This window comes from Paenibacillus sp. DS2015, assembly GCF_050433705.1.
Taxonomy (GTDB): Bacteria; Bacillota; Bacilli; order Paenibacillales; family Paenibacillaceae; genus Paenibacillus_AQ.
On record NZ_JBNPWS010000002.1, the window covers coordinates 160,158 to 176,183 of the forward strand.

Consider the following 16,026-nt stretch of genomic DNA (forward strand, 5'->3'; position numbering starts at 1 on the left):
CTGGAGTGATATACCCTCTAGTGGGAATGCCATGCTTCTAGCCGTTATTGGCGATCCAATCGGTCATTCTAAGTCTCCTGCTATGCACAATGCAGCTTTAGCGGCACTTGGAATAGCAGGGAACTATGGGGCCCTTCATGTGGTTCGCGATGACTTAGGTCAAGCGATAACTCAGATTAAGAAACTTGGATTTCGGGGAATCAACGTAACGATTCCGCATAAAATAGAAGTAATGGCATATTTGGACATCATTGATGATTCTGCTCGTATCATTGGCGCGGTGAATACCATTGTTAACGATAATGGTGTTCTAACAGGATACAATACCGATGGCAAAGGTTATGTTCGTTCACTAAAGGAAGAAGCCATTGCAGATTTATCGGGTAAACGTATTATGATCTTAGGAGCTGGCGGGGCTGCGCGTGGGATTATCCATGCGCTCTCTCAAGAAGCTCCTAAGACTCTGATCATCGCTAATCGTTCGGAAGACAAGGCGCTTGAAATGGAAAAAGAATGGAAGTCCCAAGTGGACATTCATGGAATTAGCATGGATAAGGTATCTTCCTATTTACCTGAAATGGATGTTGTCATTAACACTACATCTGTTGGCATGCACCCTCATATAACGGCTGTACCCATCGATCCAGATGGAATTCCTGCTGGAATTGTGGTTAGTGATTTAATATATAATCCATTGAATACAGAACTACTGTTAAGAAGTCAGGACCGAGGGTGTACGATACACGGTGGACTTGGCATGTTCGTAAATCAAGGTGCATATGCGCTTGAATATTGGACTGGCATGCCAGCTCCAGTAGAAGTGATGCGGCAGGCCGCGTTGAATAGTCTCCATAGCTGATTAAGACAATTGAAATAATATATGAAATTAAGGAGTTTTGACATTACATGTTAACTGGACAGCAGAAACGTTACCTTCGTTCCCTTGCACATCACCTAGATCCTGTATTCCAAGTAGGTAAAGGGGGAACTAACGATCACCAAATCCGTCATATCGTTGAAGCGATAGAGAAGCGCGAATTGATGAAAGTGACCGTATTTAATAGTGCTCAGGAAGATCGCAATGTGATCGCAGCAGAATTAGCTGAGAGATCGGGCTCGGAATTGGTACAAGTCATTGGAAAAGTGATTGTACTGTATAAAGAATCCAAGGATAATAAACAAATTCAACTGCCTTAAGCCGGGAGGAATAGCCATGAAGATAGGTATCATGGGTGGAACTTTCGATCCAATTCATATAGGACATCTGCTGGCTGCGGAATCTGCCAGAGATACTTTCCAATTGGATGAAATCTGGTTTATGCCAAGTCACATTCCCCCGCATAAAGAAAAGGCAGGAGCAACTGGGGAACAGCGCTTATCGATGGTAGCAGTTGCTATTGTGGAACATCCTTCTTTTCATATGAGGGATTTGGAAGTACGCAGGGGTGGTGTCTCATATACCATTGATACGATCAGAGAGCTCCAGCAGACCTATTCAGAAGTGGATTTTCATTTCATTATTGGAGCAGATATGGTCAATTATTTACCGAAGTGGGATCAGATAAAGGAATTGTCACAGATGATTACCTTTATTGGTGTCGGTCGCCCAGGTTCCCCCATAGATCTTGCTGCATTACCTATTTATTTACAAGGTAAAGTACTCCTAGCAGATATGCCCCTCGTGGATATTTCTTCGACTGAGATAAGAGAAAGGGTTATGCTGGGTCATTCGATTCGTTATATGGTCCCAGGTCCTGTACATGAATATATCGTAAGGAGCGGAATTTATGAGATATAGTCGTGATCAACTCATTAAAGCCGTCTCTTCGCAGATGCCAGAGAAGCGTTGGCAGCACACGCAAGGTGTTATGGACTCAGCCAGGAGACTAGCGCATCAGTATGGTGCTGATGCTGACAAAGCTGAATTGTCTTCTATACTTCACGATGTGGCTAAGTATTGGCCTGTAGAGAAGTTGAAGAGCGTAATCCAAGATAAGCAATTATCGAACGAACTTCTGTTATATAATAAACAACTGTGGCATGCTGAAGTAGGAGCTTATGTTGCAGAGTATGATTATGGCATTGATGATATAGAAGTACTGGATGCTATTCGCTATCATACATCAGGACGTATTGGAATGACCTTGATGGACAAGATTGTATGTCTAGCTGACTATATCGAACCCGGAAGAGATTACCCTGGTGTGAATAATATTCGGGAACTCGCCAACCATAGTCTAGAAGAGGGGCTTGTGGCTGGTCTTGATTCCACAATAACCCTGTTAGTGTCACGCAGTCAGATTATTTACCCGTTAACGGTATATGCACGTAATGATTTAATTAAGCAATTGGAGGCGAATTCATGATTCAAAAATTTATTGAACCTAAAGAATTGTTAAGTATGGCGGTAGCTGGAGCAGAAGATAAGAAAGCGCAGAACATTGTTGCCCTAGATTTAAGAGGGATTTCACTCATTGCTGATTACTTCGTAATCTGTCATGGTAACTCGGATGTACAAGTACAGTCAATTGCAACTGAAATTCGCAAACGTGCTATGGATGCAGGATCTACAATCCGTGGTATTGAGGGAATGGACTCGGCGCGTTGGGTACTTATGGATTTAGGTGATGTTATCGTCCATATCTTCCATCGTGATGAGCGTGAGTTCTATAACATTGAACGGTTATGGACTGACGCCAAGGTCGTGGAGAAGGTATGAGTTTAGTCGCGGGTACAATTGTCTCGCTTGAAGTGGCCCGTGAAGTATCTCCGTATGGTTTTTTTCTGTACGGGGATGATTTTGATGTGCTACTGCACTATACAGAGATCACTAAGGAGATCAAGCTTGGTGATATTTTGGACGTATTTATTTTTTTCGACACGCAAGATCGATTAGCTGCCACAATGAAAATTCCTTTTTTGACTTTGGGTGAGACGGCGAAATTGGTTGTTGCAGATATACATCCTCGTATGGGCTGTTTCTTGGAAATGGGTCTAGGACGTCAACTGCTACTACCGATTCGTGAACTTCCTGAAATTAAAGAACTCCATCCTCAGGTTGGAGATTCGGTGTTTGTTACGATGGAACACGATAAGCAGGGTCGTCTATTAGCTAAGTTAGCTGGAGAATATGAACTAGCTCCTTTAGCTTTTGATGCTCCTGAATCGTGGTTGAATCAATGGGTGACGGCGACGGTATATAAGACATTACAGATGGGAACTTTTGTACTTGTTGATGGCGGCGTTGTAGGATTTGGTGTTATTGGTCTGATCCATTCTACCGAACGTATTCGGATGATTCGTCTGGGCGAGGAAGTACAAGCACGGATTACTCATATTCGTGAAGATGGTCGTGTTAACCTCTCTATGGTTCCCCTTAAGGAAGTGGGTAGGGACTTAGATGCAGATCGTTTGTTAACCTTCTTGAAGGAACGCTCTGGTGGAGGCATGCCTTATTCTGATGCAACCCCACCAGATATTATCAAGGAGCGTTTCGGAATTAGTAAATCCGCATTCAAAAGAGCTATGGGTAAGTTGTTGAAGGAAGGTCTAATTGTTCAAAAAGAGAATTGGACGTACCTAGTTAATCCTGAATCCGAGCAAAGTAACGAAGAACAATCATGACCTCAATATTTAGGTAGCGGTAGTTCTTAGAAAGAGTGGTGTTTCATCATGTCATCCTACCGAAAATTTGCATATGTATACGATGAATTAATGGAAGATATGCCGTACCCTGATTGGATACGATTTGCGCGAACGGCTTGGGAGAAACATGGAATGCCCCACAGTGTAGTCGAGTTAGGCTGCGGGACGGGGAGCATTACCATTCCTTTGGTTAATTCGGGATTTGAAGTGACAGGAATAGACTTGTCTTCGGATATGCTTGCTGTTGCACGCAGCAAAATGGATGGGACTCCACAGGGTAATCGTCTTTTTCGTGAAGGAAGTATTCGTTGGATTCAGCAGAACATGACGGAATGGGAGCTCCCAGAGCCTGTGGATTCTGTTATTTCTTTTTGCGACTGTATCAATTACTTACTTGAAGAAGAAGATATTAAATCCACATTTGCGCGTACATATAGTGGACTTAAGCCTGGGGGAACTTTTCTCTTCGATGTACATCATCCTCGTACCATTCAGCGTTATGATGATGAACAACCCTTCGTGTTTGATGATCGTTCTGTTTCTTATATATGGACTTGTGATTTTGATGTCCCACGATGTGAGATTGAGCATCATTTGAGTATTTTCGTACGCGATGAACAGGGAAGTGATCGCTATCGTCGCTTTGAAGAAATTCATGTTCAGCGGGCATATGATCCTGAGTGGATGAAAGTGGAGCTTGTCAAAGCGGGCTTTCGTGATGTGAAATGTTACGCTGATTTTGAATGGATTGAAGCTGGAGATGAAGCTCAGCGTTTATTCTATGTAGCTGTGAAGTAAAATACAGATTAGCTCTTATATAATCTGTTAATCAGCTATCCCCAAAGTAGATTGTTTTTCTAAAGAGCATCTGATTTTCTGTAAAAAAGGACTCAAGAACACTCAAAAATACTCCATAGCACTTCATAGCACTCCATAGCAGGTCAAGAATAATCACCTTGACCTGCTATGGGTGTTTTTGTCCTACTGTAGCTAGATTTGATAGATATGGGCGAGTGAAAGTCAACGTCCTAAAGGTCTAACTCTTTGAAGCCTCAAAGTAGTAAGCGCCGAAATCACCGGTTGTTCTTCATTTGTCCAAACATACTTCAGGTTTCGTCATTCGATGTAGAGTCGCGGTAAGACGCCCTCCTGTTGAATACTTACTTATAATCAAATGTGTTAGAATATATAAACAAATATCTATAATAAGGTCAGGAGACGATATCATGGAACTCAAGAATAGAACAGCGATTATTACAGGTGCCGGTAAAGGAATTGGGTTAGCTATTGCAACCTCGCTTGCACAAGAAGGGGTACATCTTGGACTGATCGCAAGAACGACGACTGATTTGGAAGTATTGCGGGACGCTTTGATTGCAAAGTATGGTGTTAAAGTTAGTATTGCGACTGCTGATATATCTGTGCAGAGTGACGTAGATTCGGCTGTAGCTACACTTAAGGAGCAGCTAGGTTCGATTGATATTCTGATTAATAATGCCGGAATCGCAGAATTCGGGACACTGCTAGAGATGGAACCGGAAACATGGGAAAGAATAATGCAAGTTAACTTGATGGGTACATATTATGTAACCCGGGCAGTGCTTCCAACGATGATCGAGCAAAATAACGGAAATATTATTAATGTCGCATCGACTGCAGGTGAGAAAGGATTTGCTACAGGATCTGCGTACTGTGCTTCCAAATTTGCTGTATTGGGTTTGACTGAATCTGTTCTGCAGGAGGTCCGCAAGTTTAATATTCGTGTGGTTGCTCTTACTCCAAGTACTGTAAATACGGATTTAGCTCGTAATGCAGGTCTTAAAATTGGAGACGAAGAGCGGATGATGCAACCTGAAGATGTGGCTGAGTTAGCTTTGGCTACGCTTAAGTTACCACAGCGTGTTTTTGTGAAGACAGCTGGACTTTGGACGACTAATCCACAATAAGAGGTCTTGATTTATCATCGTGAATGAAGGATGCGGGGAATCTTTCTTCGTTCATTCTTTAATAATGCTCATTCAATAATTGAAAATAAACTAAATAAGCCTTGGACCCTTTGGTCCAAGGCTTATTTCAATCTGACTTTCTTTAGGCATCTTCCCAACCTCTATCGATGTTCTACCAGATCAATAGCTCCTAGCACAATGTGCGCGAGACCAAAACCTAGAGCTCCATACGCAACAAGCTTATACTTGCTTCCAAGCAGTGCAGCGCTAGATGCAGATACCACAGTCCCAAGAACAGTAGGAATCATTCCTTCACGCATGTAATCACTCCCTTAGATCGAATTGGAAAGACGAATATTAGTCTTAGTCTATAGGGGAATATTTATGCATTAATGTTATGGAATCACATCCCATTTATTGCATTATAAATATGAAGTGGATGCGATCATTGACTTGCTCCTGTTTATTCTATATAATATGTTCATTAAATTGAATATTTTAAACGTTGATGAGGAGTATTAATTTCGAAATATCATTCAGAGAGCCGACGGTTGGTGCAAGTCGGTTGATAAATTGAGATGAACTCACCTCGGAGTCATGATATGAATGGAGAAATTCCCGTGAAATATCATCGTTTTACCCGCGTTAAGGGTGTAAAGTGAGTGGAAAACAAAGAATGTATTCCGCTAACTAGGGTGGTACCACGGGAATCAAACCTCTCGTCCCTAGCGATTATACGCTAAGGATGATGAGGTTTTTTTGATGGGTACATATGAATGGCAATGGTACAGATACGCTACATACTAGATATTTAATCATGTGTATGATTTCGAAGGAGGAGCAAATAATTATGAGTGAACAACAACAGAATTATGGCTATCAGCCATTAATAATTGAACCGAAATGGCAGCAGTATTGGGAAGACAATCACACGTTCAAGACGGGTGAGGATCCGGAGAAACCAAAATTCTATGCTTTGGATATGTTCCCTTATCCATCAGGTGCTGGGCTACATGTAGGACATCCAGAGGGATATACAGCAACAGACATCGTATCACGTTATAAACGTATGCGCGGTTACAATGTGCTTCACCCTATGGGTTGGGATGCTTTTGGACTACCCGCTGAGCAACATGCGATAGACACGGGAGAACATCCTAAACATATTACGGTTAAGAACATTAATAATTTCCGTCGGCAGATTAAATCTCTAGGCTTCTCCTATGATTGGGATCGGGAGATAAGTACAACAGATCCTGAGTATTACAAATGGACACAATGGATCTTTATACAGTTATATAACAAAGGGCTAGCTTATATTGCTGAGGTACCCGTGAACTGGTGCCCAGCGTTAGGGACTGTCCTTGCGAATGAGGAAGTTATAGATGGTCTTAGTGAGCGCGGAGGTCATCCTGTTGTTCGCAAACCGATGAGACAATGGATGCTGAAGATTACAGAATATGCAGATCGTCTATTGGATGATTTGGAGGAATTGGATTGGTCTGAGAGTATTAAAGATATGCAACGGAACTGGATTGGTAAATCCAAAGGTGCCGAAGTGAAGTTCGACATTCAAGGTCACGATGCACAAGTGGTTGTCTTCACAACACGTGCGGATACACTATTCGGTGCAAGTTATTGTGTTCTGGCACCAGAACATGAGTTAGTAGCTAAGATTACTACGGCTGAGCAACAAGCTGCGGTTAAAGCTTATCAGGTTCAAGCGACTCATAAGAGTGATCTAGAGCGTACAGACTTAGCCAAAGATAAGTCAGGTGTATTTACAGGAGCCTATGCCATTAACCCAGTAAATGGAGCAGAAACGCCGATCTGGATCGCTGATTATGTTCTGGCTGGGTATGGAACGGGTGCGATCATGGCTGTTCCGGGTCATGATACTCGTGACTGGGAATTTGCTAAACAATTTGAGCTTGAAATCGTAGAAGTAGTCAAAGGTGGAAATATCGCAGAAGAGGCCTACGGTGGAGATGGAGAACATGTAAACTCTGGATTCCTGAATGGACTGCATAACGAAGAAGCGATTGCTAAGATGATTACTTGGCTTGAGGAGAATGGTAAGGGCCAAGGCAAAATCACTTATCGCTTACGTGATTGGTTATTTAGTCGTCAGAGATATTGGGGAGAACCTATTCCGATTCTACATCTAGAAGATGGAACCATGAAGACGGTCCCAGTAGATCAACTACCCCTTCTACTACCTGATGTTGAACAAATTAAACCATCGGGTACAGGGGAATCACCTTTGGCTAATGTGCTGGACTGGGTAGAAACAATTGACCCTGAGACAGGGATGAAAGCACGTCGTGAGACGAATACGATGCCACAATGGGCAGGTAGCTGTTGGTACTACCTACGCTTCATCGATCCGCATAATGATTCGGAGCTATGTTCCAAAGATAAGCAACAAGAATGGTTACCTGTAGATCTTTATATCGGGGGAGCAGAACATGCGGTGCTTCACTTACTCTATGCGCGTTTCTGGCACAAAGTATTGTATGATCTAGGGATTGTAGACACTAAGGAGCCGTTCCATAAGCTTGTGAACCAAGGTATGATATTGGGTACTAACAATGAAAAAATGAGTAAGTCACGTGGTAATGTTGTAAATCCAGATGTCATTGTTCAAGAATACGGAGCAGATACGCTACGCATTTATGAAATGTTCATGGGGCCACTAGAAGCTACTAAACCTTGGAATATTAATGGTGTGGAAGGGAGTCATCGGTTCCTTTCTCGCATATGGCGCCTCATCTTTAATGAAGATGGCAACATAAACAGTAAAATTGTTGACGGTGATGGCAGTGATGAATTTAAGCGTACATGGCAAAAGAGCATTAAGAAGGTTACCGAGGATTATGATAACCTGCGCTTTAACACAGCTATTAGTCAATTGATGATCTTCATTAATGAGGCATATAAAGCAGACACGATTTCGCGTCAAGCTATTGAGGAATTTGCTAAGTTACTGTCCCCTCTGGCACCGCACATTTCCGAGGAATTGTGGCAGCGCCTTGGACATGAGGAGAGCATCACTTATGCAGAATGGCCAACCTATGATGAATCTTGGACAGTAGATGCGGAAGTAGAGATTGTCGTGCAAGTGAACGGCAAGATCGTACAACGGACCATGATTGCCAAAGATTTGGATCAAGATGCGATGCAGGCACATAGTTTAGCTCTTCCGAGTGTTGAACAAGCTATTGCTGGCAAGTCTATCCGCAAAATTATTGCTGTACAGGGTAAATTGGTCAATATTGTAGTCGGTTAAAGATGACCGAGTGTTTGGTCTAGCTTCTGTAAATCTTCCACATACTTATTATGAGTAGTGGTAATCAGATTGTGAAAGGTACCGTCTAAGCTATGGTTTAATTGAGCTAGAGCTTGGGCGGTAATTCCACCGGGTACAGCGACAACTTCCTGAAGTTGAAGTGGAGACAGATCACCTTGGGTTAGCAGCCTACCTGTGCCGAGTATCATTTCACTGGTTAGGAATGTAAGTTGTTCTCTATCTACGCCTGTCATTTCTACAGCAGCATCCATCCATTTAGTCAAGAAAAAGCTAATAAATGCAGGCCCACAACTAGAGAAATCAGAAAAAATTCGGGCCTGCAATTCATTGATCTCCACAGGCTTACCGATGTGAGATAGTAAGTGGTGCAGTAGGAGCCTGTCTTCATCAGTTAATCTGCTTCCATACATAACTAAAGAAGACCCACTGTTAACCTTGTGCGTTACACTTGGGATAACTTTGGCAACCTTGCAACAAAGATTATTCTCTAAATGGTACAACTGTACTGGACTAGTGATGGATACTAATAGTTGCTCAGGTTGTATGTGATCTTGTATTTCTTGTATGACAGCTTTGAATTGAAGAGGCTTCACACATATGAATATGATCTGACTTTTTCTGACTGTTTCAATATTGCTTTGGCATACATTAATTCCTTCATGGCGTTGTGATAGTTGAAGTAGTTTAGATGTGGAACGATTACTTACAAATAAGTGCTCAGGGTGTAATGCATCAGAATAGATGAAAGCATCCAATAAGAGACTTCCCATACTCCCGGTTCCAATAAATCCTACCTTCATTTGGACATTCCCTCCTTTCATGCTTTACGGTAATGGCGCAGTCCTACTTCATAATATATGCGCTAGAACCTTTACCTGATGACGATTAATGCGGAGTGACTGTCACATAAAGTAAATTTATTTTATTGTTATTCCATTTTGTTGTGATAGAGGTGTAAAGAAATGAAACGAATTCATCAAGGAATAAGCTTGATAGCCGCTCTGGTAGGCAGTGGGTTGATTCTGTGGTCCGGAACGGATGAGGATAAAGGTATCCAGACTTGGGAGCCACTAAATTTGGAGATCGCAGAAGCATTAGGGAAGAATGAGGTTTCAGATGGTTCGATAACGAAGTCAGAAGCTAAACCTGAGACTACTTCAAGTTCTTTAGCAGTGACTAGCTCAGATGGCGAAGAGACTCCTAAGGGAATCGTTAATAATTCATCTACAACAGAATCAAAGTCAGCAACTGCCATTGCCGAGCAGAAGACTGAGTCTATTATGGCTCCTGCAGCAACACCAGCAACACCAGCAACACCAGCAACTACGGAGTCCCTTACTTCCAATAATGGAGTACAGAATTCTTCTAATGTACGAAAAATAAACGTTAATATAGCAGGGACAGCAGAACTTATGGATCTTCCTGGGATCGGAGAGAAGAAGGCTCAAGCTATTTTGGATTATCGTAATCTGAAAGGACCTTTTCTAAAGGTAGCGGATCTCTTAAATGTAAAGGGCATCGGTACAAAAATGTTGGAGAAAATGACGCCATACGTAGAATTGTAAACTTATACAAACTGGACAAGGGGTAACCTAAGATGATGATAGATAAACGTAAAGATTGGGATACTTACTTCATGGACATTGCATATATGGTCTCTACCCGTTCTCGTTGTTCACGTCGACATGTAGGTGCTGTGCTTGTTCAAGGGAAGAAGTTGTTGGGGACAGCATATAATGGGGCGCCTATGGGGATGCCAGACTGCTCAGAGGACGGCTGTATGATCGCTGAAGATGTGGAATTAGTTGTGGTTGACGGGAAGCAGCAAATGATTAAGAAACAACGCTGCATCCGAACCATACATGCGGAACAAAACTTACTGCTGTTTACAGATCGAGTAGATCGAGAAGGAAGCATGGTCTATGTTACAGATGAGCCTTGCTGGACATGTTCTAATATGTTAGCTAACAGCGGTATAACAGAAATCGTATTTCATCGGCCTTATCCTAAAGATACGAGTAAGGTAACTCATATGATGAGTAGCAAAGGTATTATTTTTCGCCAATTAAATGTTTATGAACCTCCTGCCGGCACCCTAATGACTGTATCTAACTAATCTGATCTAACCATTATACGTTTTGAGGAAGAACCTCTTTTGCTATTTAGCGAAAGAGGTTTTTTTTTCGAAATATGACTTTTGGGTGCTGCCCCCACGGTAATCGATGTTGACCTTCTGGGAGGATGTAGTCGTGGAGATTTGGCCTAATGACCAATGATAACAAAAGGAGTGAGGGTAATCATGAAGGGTAGACCCTTATTAATATTTACCCTAGCTTGGGTTATTGGAAGTAGTGTAGCCTGTCTATATTCTGGCAAATATTTAATGGGGATGTGGGTAGGAATAACCTGTTTTCTTCTAGCTTCTGTATGGATTCTGAAAGAGAGAGTAGGATTAATTATTGTAGTATGGGTAACAATGACTGTCTCGGGAGGATACTGGGAATGGCATGATTATTTAAATGTTACATCTATACCTTCCTCTCTCCAGCAGGAGGAGATTAAGCTAGAAGGCATGGTAGTCGAAGTTGAAGGAATGATGATTACAGCGGTGGCAGTGGATGGGGATCGGGCTGATCTACAAGTAAGGTTATCTGAGATTAATGAATCTAATGTATCCGAGAAGGTCCTTGTACAGGTGAAGCTTCAGAATGAAGAGCAGAAGCATGAGGCTGAGCAATGGCGACGTGGTGATTTAATGAAGTTGAGTGGTACACTTGAAAAGCCGGCCACAGCTCGGAATTTTGATGGTTTCGATTATCGCAAGTATTTGCGAACGAAAGATATTCATTGGATCATGAAAGTTCAAGGCATTCAAAATGTAGAAGTGGCTTCTCCGTCATCATGGAGTATGATATCTATATTTCGTGTAAATGATCAATTAAGAGAGGCGCTCGCTTTCAAGATAACTCAATTGTTTCAAGAACCGCATGCTGGATACATGAAGGGTTTAATCATTGGAATGCAAGAGGATGTAGATACATTCACTTATAGTCAATTCTCTCAATTAGGCTTAACTCATATATTAGCAGTGTCAGGTACACATGTAGCCGTATATATAGTCTGTCTTATGGTATTGTTATCTTTATTCAGATTAACGCGTGAAACTAAATATACCGTTGTTATTCTGCTCGTGCCGATCTATGTACTTCTTACTGGATTTAGTCCATCCGTTATTCGTGCGGGAATAATGAGTATGATTACACTTTATGCGGCGCGGCAAGGACTTCTCAAAGATGGAGTACATATCATAAGTGCAGCAGCGTTTATGATGTTGGTGTGGAACCCCTATTTATTACTAAATGTTAGTTTTCAACTTTCTTTTATTGTTACATTGGGCCTGCTCATATATGTACCCCTTCTAATGCCGATGTTGTCTAAGTTACCTCGTAAATTTGCAATTGCGTTAGGTATAACAATAGTCGCGCAGCTTATTTCTTTTCCACTAACTATATATTACTTCAATCAATTTTCATTACTTTCTGTTATTGCGAACTTAATTCTTGTTCCCGTTATCTCGTCCTTAACTATGCCGCTTGGTATGTTTACGTTGGTGGTTGGGGCGGTATGGAGCTCTGGTGGTAGAGGAGTTGCATGGCTCGTCGAATGGCTGAATAATATAACTTTTGCACTCGTAGAATGGATGAATACACATGAGGCTTTTATCATGATATGGCGGAGTCCATCTATTCTTTGGATCTGTAGCTATTATATCGCACTATATTTTCTCCTCTACTTTATTAGAAATTGGTTACAAAATCGCGAGCCACTTCCAGCACCTATCGATGATACGATGCCCCTTGACGGTTTGATAAGGGGTGAAGAACCGAAACTGGGAGACTGGCGGAAAGAGGGGCTGAAGTGGAAGCAACTGATTATTGCTCCAGCAGTCATTTTATTTATCGTTTTATTGTATATAGGATATCGACCGGATTCTTTAAGGGGTGCAGGTGTGGTGCAGTTCCTAGACGTCGGCCAAGGCGATAGTATTCTTATTACAACACCTGAAGGGAAAAATATTCTGGTAGATGGCGGTGGAACAGTGAATTTCCGCAAACCTGAGGAGAATTGGAGAACTCGGAAGGATCCGTTTGAAGTTGGAGCCAAAGTTGTGGTTCCTTTGTTGAAAAAACGCGGAATCCATCACCTAGATGCTGTTGTTCTAACGCATGGTGATCAAGATCATGCAGGGGGGCTACAGGCTGTTCTGAATCAAATTCCTGTAAAAGCATTTCTATTCAATGGAACGACATCGGGGACAAAGGGTATTGAACAATTATTGATCACAGCTATTGTAAAGAGTATACCAACTTATGCTATTCATGAAGGTATGTTTCTTCAAACAGATCAATATACAGAAATGACGTTCTTATCACCTGAAGTAACAGGAGACGAACAAGCTGGGCTACCCCTTGTAAAGGAGCAAAATCATTCTTCGATAGCTTTTATATTGAATATGAATGGCGTACGAATGTTGTTTACTGGTGATATGGATATAGCAAGCGAGAATAATATACTTCAGGATGAATCTAAGCTATCATTAAGAACACAAGGGGTAGAAGTTATCAAGATCGCCCATCACGGAAGTAAAACATCTACCTCTGAGGAGTGGCTTAGCGCGTGGAACGCATCAACAGCGGTTATTTCAGCAGGAGTGAATAATCTTTATGGGCATCCGAACTCTGATGTGGTCACGCGCATAATGAAGCAAGATATGGATATATATCGTACTGATCTACAAGGTGAGATTCAGATGAAAGTATATGAGAATAAGGTATGGGTAAGAAACAAGCTTAAATGAAATAGGGATAAGAGCTGAATCATTAAATTAAGAAGTGAAGATATTGTAAGATTCTTGGAAGGGGCTTGAACTTCATGCTGTACTCTTGTAAGATTCCCATAGAGAGTCTATCTTGGGTCTTTATTTTATGATGCTTCAGATTACCCCAATTAGACTTTTTGCTATTCTTTTGACTGACTAATAATACACTCGACATTGTTTCTCTTATCATACTATGTATATTTTAGATTACATATATAATAAAAGGATGATTCAGAAAAATAAGTCGTAATAATTGCAACAATTTGCTGGTCTTACTCGTCTGTAAGATTGCAGGGAGAGGGGGATCCTTTGTGGTAGAGCTTGAACTCATTAGAGCAGCTCAATCGGGCGATCGCGACGCTCTAATTACCCTATTAAGAGATATTGAGCAACATGTATATCGAACTGCATTTTATATCTTGAATAATGAACAGGATGCCTTAGATGCAGCCCAAGAATCCTTAGTTCGTATATATACGAAAATTAATTCTTATGAAGAAAAGGCACAATTTAAAACATGGGTGCAACGCATTGTAACGAATATTTGTATTGATAAATTTCGTCGCAATAAGCCTACGGTTTCAATTGACGAGCATGAACTTGTATTTAGTGATAAACAGAATGTCGAACAGGAGATACTAAATGCTTATATGGCAGAGGACATTCAAGAAGCCATTAATCAGTTGCCTGAACATCATCGGACAGTTATTGTCCTTAGGTACTTACAGGATTTCTCTTACAATGAAATTGCGGACTGTTTGAATCTTCCATTAAATACGGTTAAATCGTATCTATTCAGAGCTAGGCAACAGTTACAGAGTATGCTCCAAGAGTATCATAAAGGTGGTGTGTCAGGATGAATTGTCCAGAGGTGGTGGAATGGATGCACCGATATTTGGATTATGATCTTAGTCAAAAAGAAACAGCGGACATGTTTGAACACATTGCTGTTTGTGCAGAATGTGCGGATACATTTCGTGTGCTTAAATTGCTCTCTCGTGAATTAGAAGCTCTTCCTATAGTAGTGCCTAAGTATAGTTTGGTGGATGCTATTATGCCACAACTTGATGCTTTGGACCGTGCACGGAAAGAGAAAAGCGCTTCATTGGATAACATTCCTGCTGAGATGACCCCAACGCCTATACCGCAACTTAAAGACCGGAGAAGAAGGTTTATGGGCTCAACTGCAGGACGTGCCCTGATTGGGGTAGTGGCTGCAGGTGTTATTTTGGGAGTAGCTATTTTGGATTATTCACCAGAGCAATTGTCTGATGCACAAGTGGAGATGAGTGAAGCTACTTCAAGTAGTAATGCCATGGAGACAGGAGGAAATACGACAGCTACCCAGGGGGCGTCGGAAGCTTTTCCGAAGGAGACTAATTCTGGTGAACAGGACTCTGCTACCTCATCCATAATGAGTGAAAACGCTACAGAGACAGAGGAAGTACCGGCAGCGAGTGATACTGCTGAAAGTGATCAGCCGAAGCCCGAAATAGATACTGAGGTATCGGTTATCCAGCCTGACAAACAGAATCCGACTATACAAGATAATAAACAGGACGCTGCGAATTTAAACAGCAGGGATCTAACTTCTTCGAATGAAGCAACAGATAGCTCTTTAAATGGAAGTCAGAATGTTGCTTCGAATGATGCAAGTAATAATGGCAGTGCAGTTTCAGGAAACAACGATCCTAGACTCGGAGAAGTTGCTGATGTGAATGATGCTGCAAAAGAAGGTCCAGTGCCTAATCCGAAAAAAACAGACCCTGTACAAGATCTATTCAGTAGTAGAATGGCTTCTGAACCATTAGATGACCAGGATACCAGTGTCAATAATACATCTGCTTATTCCGTATGGAGCTCACCTAATAATAAGTATCTGGCAGTTCTTGAAGGAGCGAAGCTAAGCATTAATCCATTACCTATTGTTGGATCGGAAGCGCAGATTGAAGCAATCCAGACGATTGATTTAGTAGGAACGTGGATATCGGGAGAATGGTCTTCGGATAGTCTGATTTTTACGTATCAGCTGGATCATGAGGGGAAAGTTGCTGAATACACTTATCATGTGAATAGTGCGACAGTGAAGTCACCATAAATAAAAGTTCTGCGCATGCACTATTCATTAAGCAGCTGAATACATTATATTACACAACAAATGACCCACATTATCAGCCATCCATATAGAAATTTAATGTCATTATGACCATTGGTGGGGGGATTTCTAGAGTTCTCCTTACTGATGT

The 16,026-nt window shown here is 41.6% G+C and carries 16 protein-coding genes and 1 other annotated feature; of the genes, 14 read left to right on the top strand and 2 right to left on the bottom strand.

Translation table 11 applies throughout. The features are described from left to right. The first annotated feature begins 31 nt into the window (after window positions 1–31). The 8 genes from aroE to J2T13_RS02585 all read left to right on the top strand — a co-directional run bounded on the left by aroE (window position 32) and on the right by J2T13_RS02585 (window position 5,591). Window positions 32–859 carry a shikimate dehydrogenase gene (gene aroE, locus J2T13_RS02550; protein ID WP_429368315.1) on the top strand — a complete coding sequence of 276 codons (828 nt, stop codon included), beginning with the start codon at window positions 32–34 and terminating at the stop codon, window positions 857–859. Between the two features lie 47 nt (window positions 860–906). Then, window positions 907–1,197, top strand: coding sequence for a ribosome assembly RNA-binding protein YhbY (yhbY, locus tag J2T13_RS02555; protein WP_429368025.1), 291 nt, complete (start codon window positions 907–909; stop codon window positions 1,195–1,197). Between the two features lie 16 nt (window positions 1,198–1,213). Next, window positions 1,214–1,798 (top strand): nicotinate-nucleotide adenylyltransferase, encoded by a 585-nt coding sequence (locus tag J2T13_RS02560; RefSeq protein ID WP_429368027.1) that lies wholly within the window; start codon window positions 1,214–1,216, stop codon window positions 1,796–1,798. Continuing rightward, on the top strand, window positions 1,788–2,366 hold the full coding sequence (gene yqeK, locus J2T13_RS02565; protein WP_429368029.1) for a bis(5'-nucleosyl)-tetraphosphatase (symmetrical) YqeK: 579 nt from the start codon (window positions 1,788–1,790) through the stop codon (window positions 2,364–2,366). Before J2T13_RS02560 ends, yqeK begins: the two co-directional genes overlap by 11 nt. Continuing rightward, window positions 2,363–2,719 (top strand): ribosome silencing factor, encoded by a 357-nt coding sequence (gene rsfS, locus J2T13_RS02570; RefSeq protein ID WP_429368031.1) that lies wholly within the window; start codon window positions 2,363–2,365, stop codon window positions 2,717–2,719. Before yqeK ends, rsfS begins: the two co-directional genes overlap by 4 nt. Further along, window positions 2,716–3,624, top strand: coding sequence for a CvfB family protein (locus J2T13_RS02575; RefSeq protein ID WP_429368033.1), 909 nt, complete (start codon window positions 2,716–2,718; stop codon window positions 3,622–3,624). Before rsfS ends, J2T13_RS02575 begins: the two co-directional genes overlap by 4 nt. A 48-nt stretch (window positions 3,625–3,672) precedes the next feature. Beyond that, window positions 3,673–4,443 carry a class I SAM-dependent DNA methyltransferase gene (locus J2T13_RS02580; protein ID WP_429368035.1) on the top strand — a complete coding sequence of 257 codons (771 nt, stop codon included), beginning with the start codon at window positions 3,673–3,675 and terminating at the stop codon, window positions 4,441–4,443. A gap of 428 nt (window positions 4,444–4,871) precedes the next feature. Continuing rightward, on the top strand, window positions 4,872–5,591 hold the full coding sequence (locus tag J2T13_RS02585; RefSeq protein WP_429368037.1) for a 3-ketoacyl-ACP reductase: 720 nt from the start codon (window positions 4,872–4,874) through the stop codon (window positions 5,589–5,591). 161 nt (window positions 5,592–5,752) lie between these two features. Here the strand turns inward: J2T13_RS02585 and J2T13_RS02590 are convergent, their stop codons facing one another. Next, window positions 5,753–5,911: an asparagine synthase gene (locus tag J2T13_RS02590; RefSeq protein ID WP_429368039.1), complete on the bottom strand. Its 159-nt coding sequence runs from the start codon at window positions 5,909–5,911 to the stop codon at window positions 5,753–5,755. 176 nt (window positions 5,912–6,087) lie between these two features. Continuing rightward, window positions 6,088–6,321: a binding site (T-box leader), on the top strand. Window positions 6,322–6,441: 120 nt separating this feature from the next. Here J2T13_RS02590 and leuS point away from each other — a divergent pair. After that, window positions 6,442–8,880 carry a leucine--tRNA ligase gene (leuS, locus tag J2T13_RS02595; RefSeq protein ID WP_429368041.1) on the top strand — a complete coding sequence of 813 codons (2,439 nt, stop codon included), beginning with the start codon at window positions 6,442–6,444 and terminating at the stop codon, window positions 8,878–8,880. Here the strand turns inward: leuS and comER are convergent. Further along, the gene (gene comER / locus J2T13_RS02600; RefSeq protein ID WP_429368043.1) at window positions 8,877–9,701 is read right to left on the bottom strand and encodes a late competence protein ComER; all 825 of its coding nucleotides are present in this window, start codon (window positions 9,699–9,701) and stop codon (window positions 8,877–8,879) included. The two genes, leuS and comER, sit on opposite strands and share 4 nt — an antisense overlap. A 162-nt stretch (window positions 9,702–9,863) precedes the next feature. On the opposite strand from comER, the gene J2T13_RS02605 reads away from it, so the two are divergent. From J2T13_RS02605 to J2T13_RS02625, 5 genes are all read left to right on the top strand, one after another. Next, complete coding sequence (locus J2T13_RS02605) at window positions 9,864–10,466, top strand: ComEA family DNA-binding protein (RefSeq protein WP_429368045.1); 603 nt, start codon at window positions 9,864–9,866, stop codon at window positions 10,464–10,466. Between the two features lie 32 nt (window positions 10,467–10,498). Continuing rightward, the gene (locus J2T13_RS02610) at window positions 10,499–11,017 is read left to right on the top strand and encodes a deoxycytidylate deaminase (protein WP_429368047.1); all 519 of its coding nucleotides are present in this window, start codon (window positions 10,499–10,501) and stop codon (window positions 11,015–11,017) included. Window positions 11,018–11,200: 183 nt separating this feature from the next. Next, window positions 11,201–13,759, top strand: coding sequence for a ComEC/Rec2 family competence protein (locus J2T13_RS02615; RefSeq protein WP_429368049.1), 2,559 nt, complete (start codon window positions 11,201–11,203; stop codon window positions 13,757–13,759). Between the two features lie 332 nt (window positions 13,760–14,091). Next, window positions 14,092–14,640: an RNA polymerase sigma factor gene (locus J2T13_RS02620; RefSeq protein ID WP_429368051.1), complete on the top strand. Its 549-nt coding sequence runs from the start codon at window positions 14,092–14,094 to the stop codon at window positions 14,638–14,640. Further along, window positions 14,637–15,878, top strand: coding sequence for a zf-HC2 domain-containing protein (locus J2T13_RS02625; RefSeq protein WP_429368052.1), 1,242 nt, complete (start codon window positions 14,637–14,639; stop codon window positions 15,876–15,878). Before J2T13_RS02620 ends, J2T13_RS02625 begins: the two co-directional genes overlap by 4 nt. The last annotated feature ends 148 nt before the right edge of the window (window positions 15,879–16,026 follow it).

Coding starts and splice junctions, on each gene's coding strand:
- aroE (WP_429368315.1), top strand. CDS start 32: ATGCTTCTAGCCGTTATTGGCGATCCAATCGGTCATTCTAAGTCTCCT.
- yhbY (WP_429368025.1), top strand. CDS start 907: ATGTTAACTGGACAGCAGAAACGTTACCTTCGTTCCCTTGCACATCAC.
- J2T13_RS02560 (WP_429368027.1), top strand. CDS start 1,214: ATGAAGATAGGTATCATGGGTGGAACTTTCGATCCAATTCATATAGGA.
- yqeK (WP_429368029.1), top strand. CDS start 1,788: ATGAGATATAGTCGTGATCAACTCATTAAAGCCGTCTCTTCGCAGATG.
- rsfS (WP_429368031.1), top strand. CDS start 2,363: ATGATTCAAAAATTTATTGAACCTAAAGAATTGTTAAGTATGGCGGTA.
- J2T13_RS02575 (WP_429368033.1), top strand. CDS start 2,716: ATGAGTTTAGTCGCGGGTACAATTGTCTCGCTTGAAGTGGCCCGTGAA.
- J2T13_RS02580 (WP_429368035.1), top strand. CDS start 3,673: ATGTCATCCTACCGAAAATTTGCATATGTATACGATGAATTAATGGAA.
- J2T13_RS02585 (WP_429368037.1), top strand. CDS start 4,872: ATGGAACTCAAGAATAGAACAGCGATTATTACAGGTGCCGGTAAAGGA.
- J2T13_RS02590 (WP_429368039.1), bottom strand. CDS start 5,911: ATGCGTGAAGGAATGATTCCTACTGTTCTTGGGACTGTGGTATCTGCA.
- leuS (WP_429368041.1), top strand. CDS start 6,442: ATGAGTGAACAACAACAGAATTATGGCTATCAGCCATTAATAATTGAA.
- comER (WP_429368043.1), bottom strand. CDS start 9,701: ATGAAGGTAGGATTTATTGGAACCGGGAGTATGGGAAGTCTCTTATTG.
- J2T13_RS02605 (WP_429368045.1), top strand. CDS start 9,864: ATGAAACGAATTCATCAAGGAATAAGCTTGATAGCCGCTCTGGTAGGC.
- J2T13_RS02610 (WP_429368047.1), top strand. CDS start 10,499: ATGATGATAGATAAACGTAAAGATTGGGATACTTACTTCATGGACATT.
- J2T13_RS02615 (WP_429368049.1), top strand. CDS start 11,201: ATGAAGGGTAGACCCTTATTAATATTTACCCTAGCTTGGGTTATTGGA.
- J2T13_RS02625 (WP_429368052.1), top strand. CDS start 14,637: ATGAATTGTCCAGAGGTGGTGGAATGGATGCACCGATATTTGGATTAT.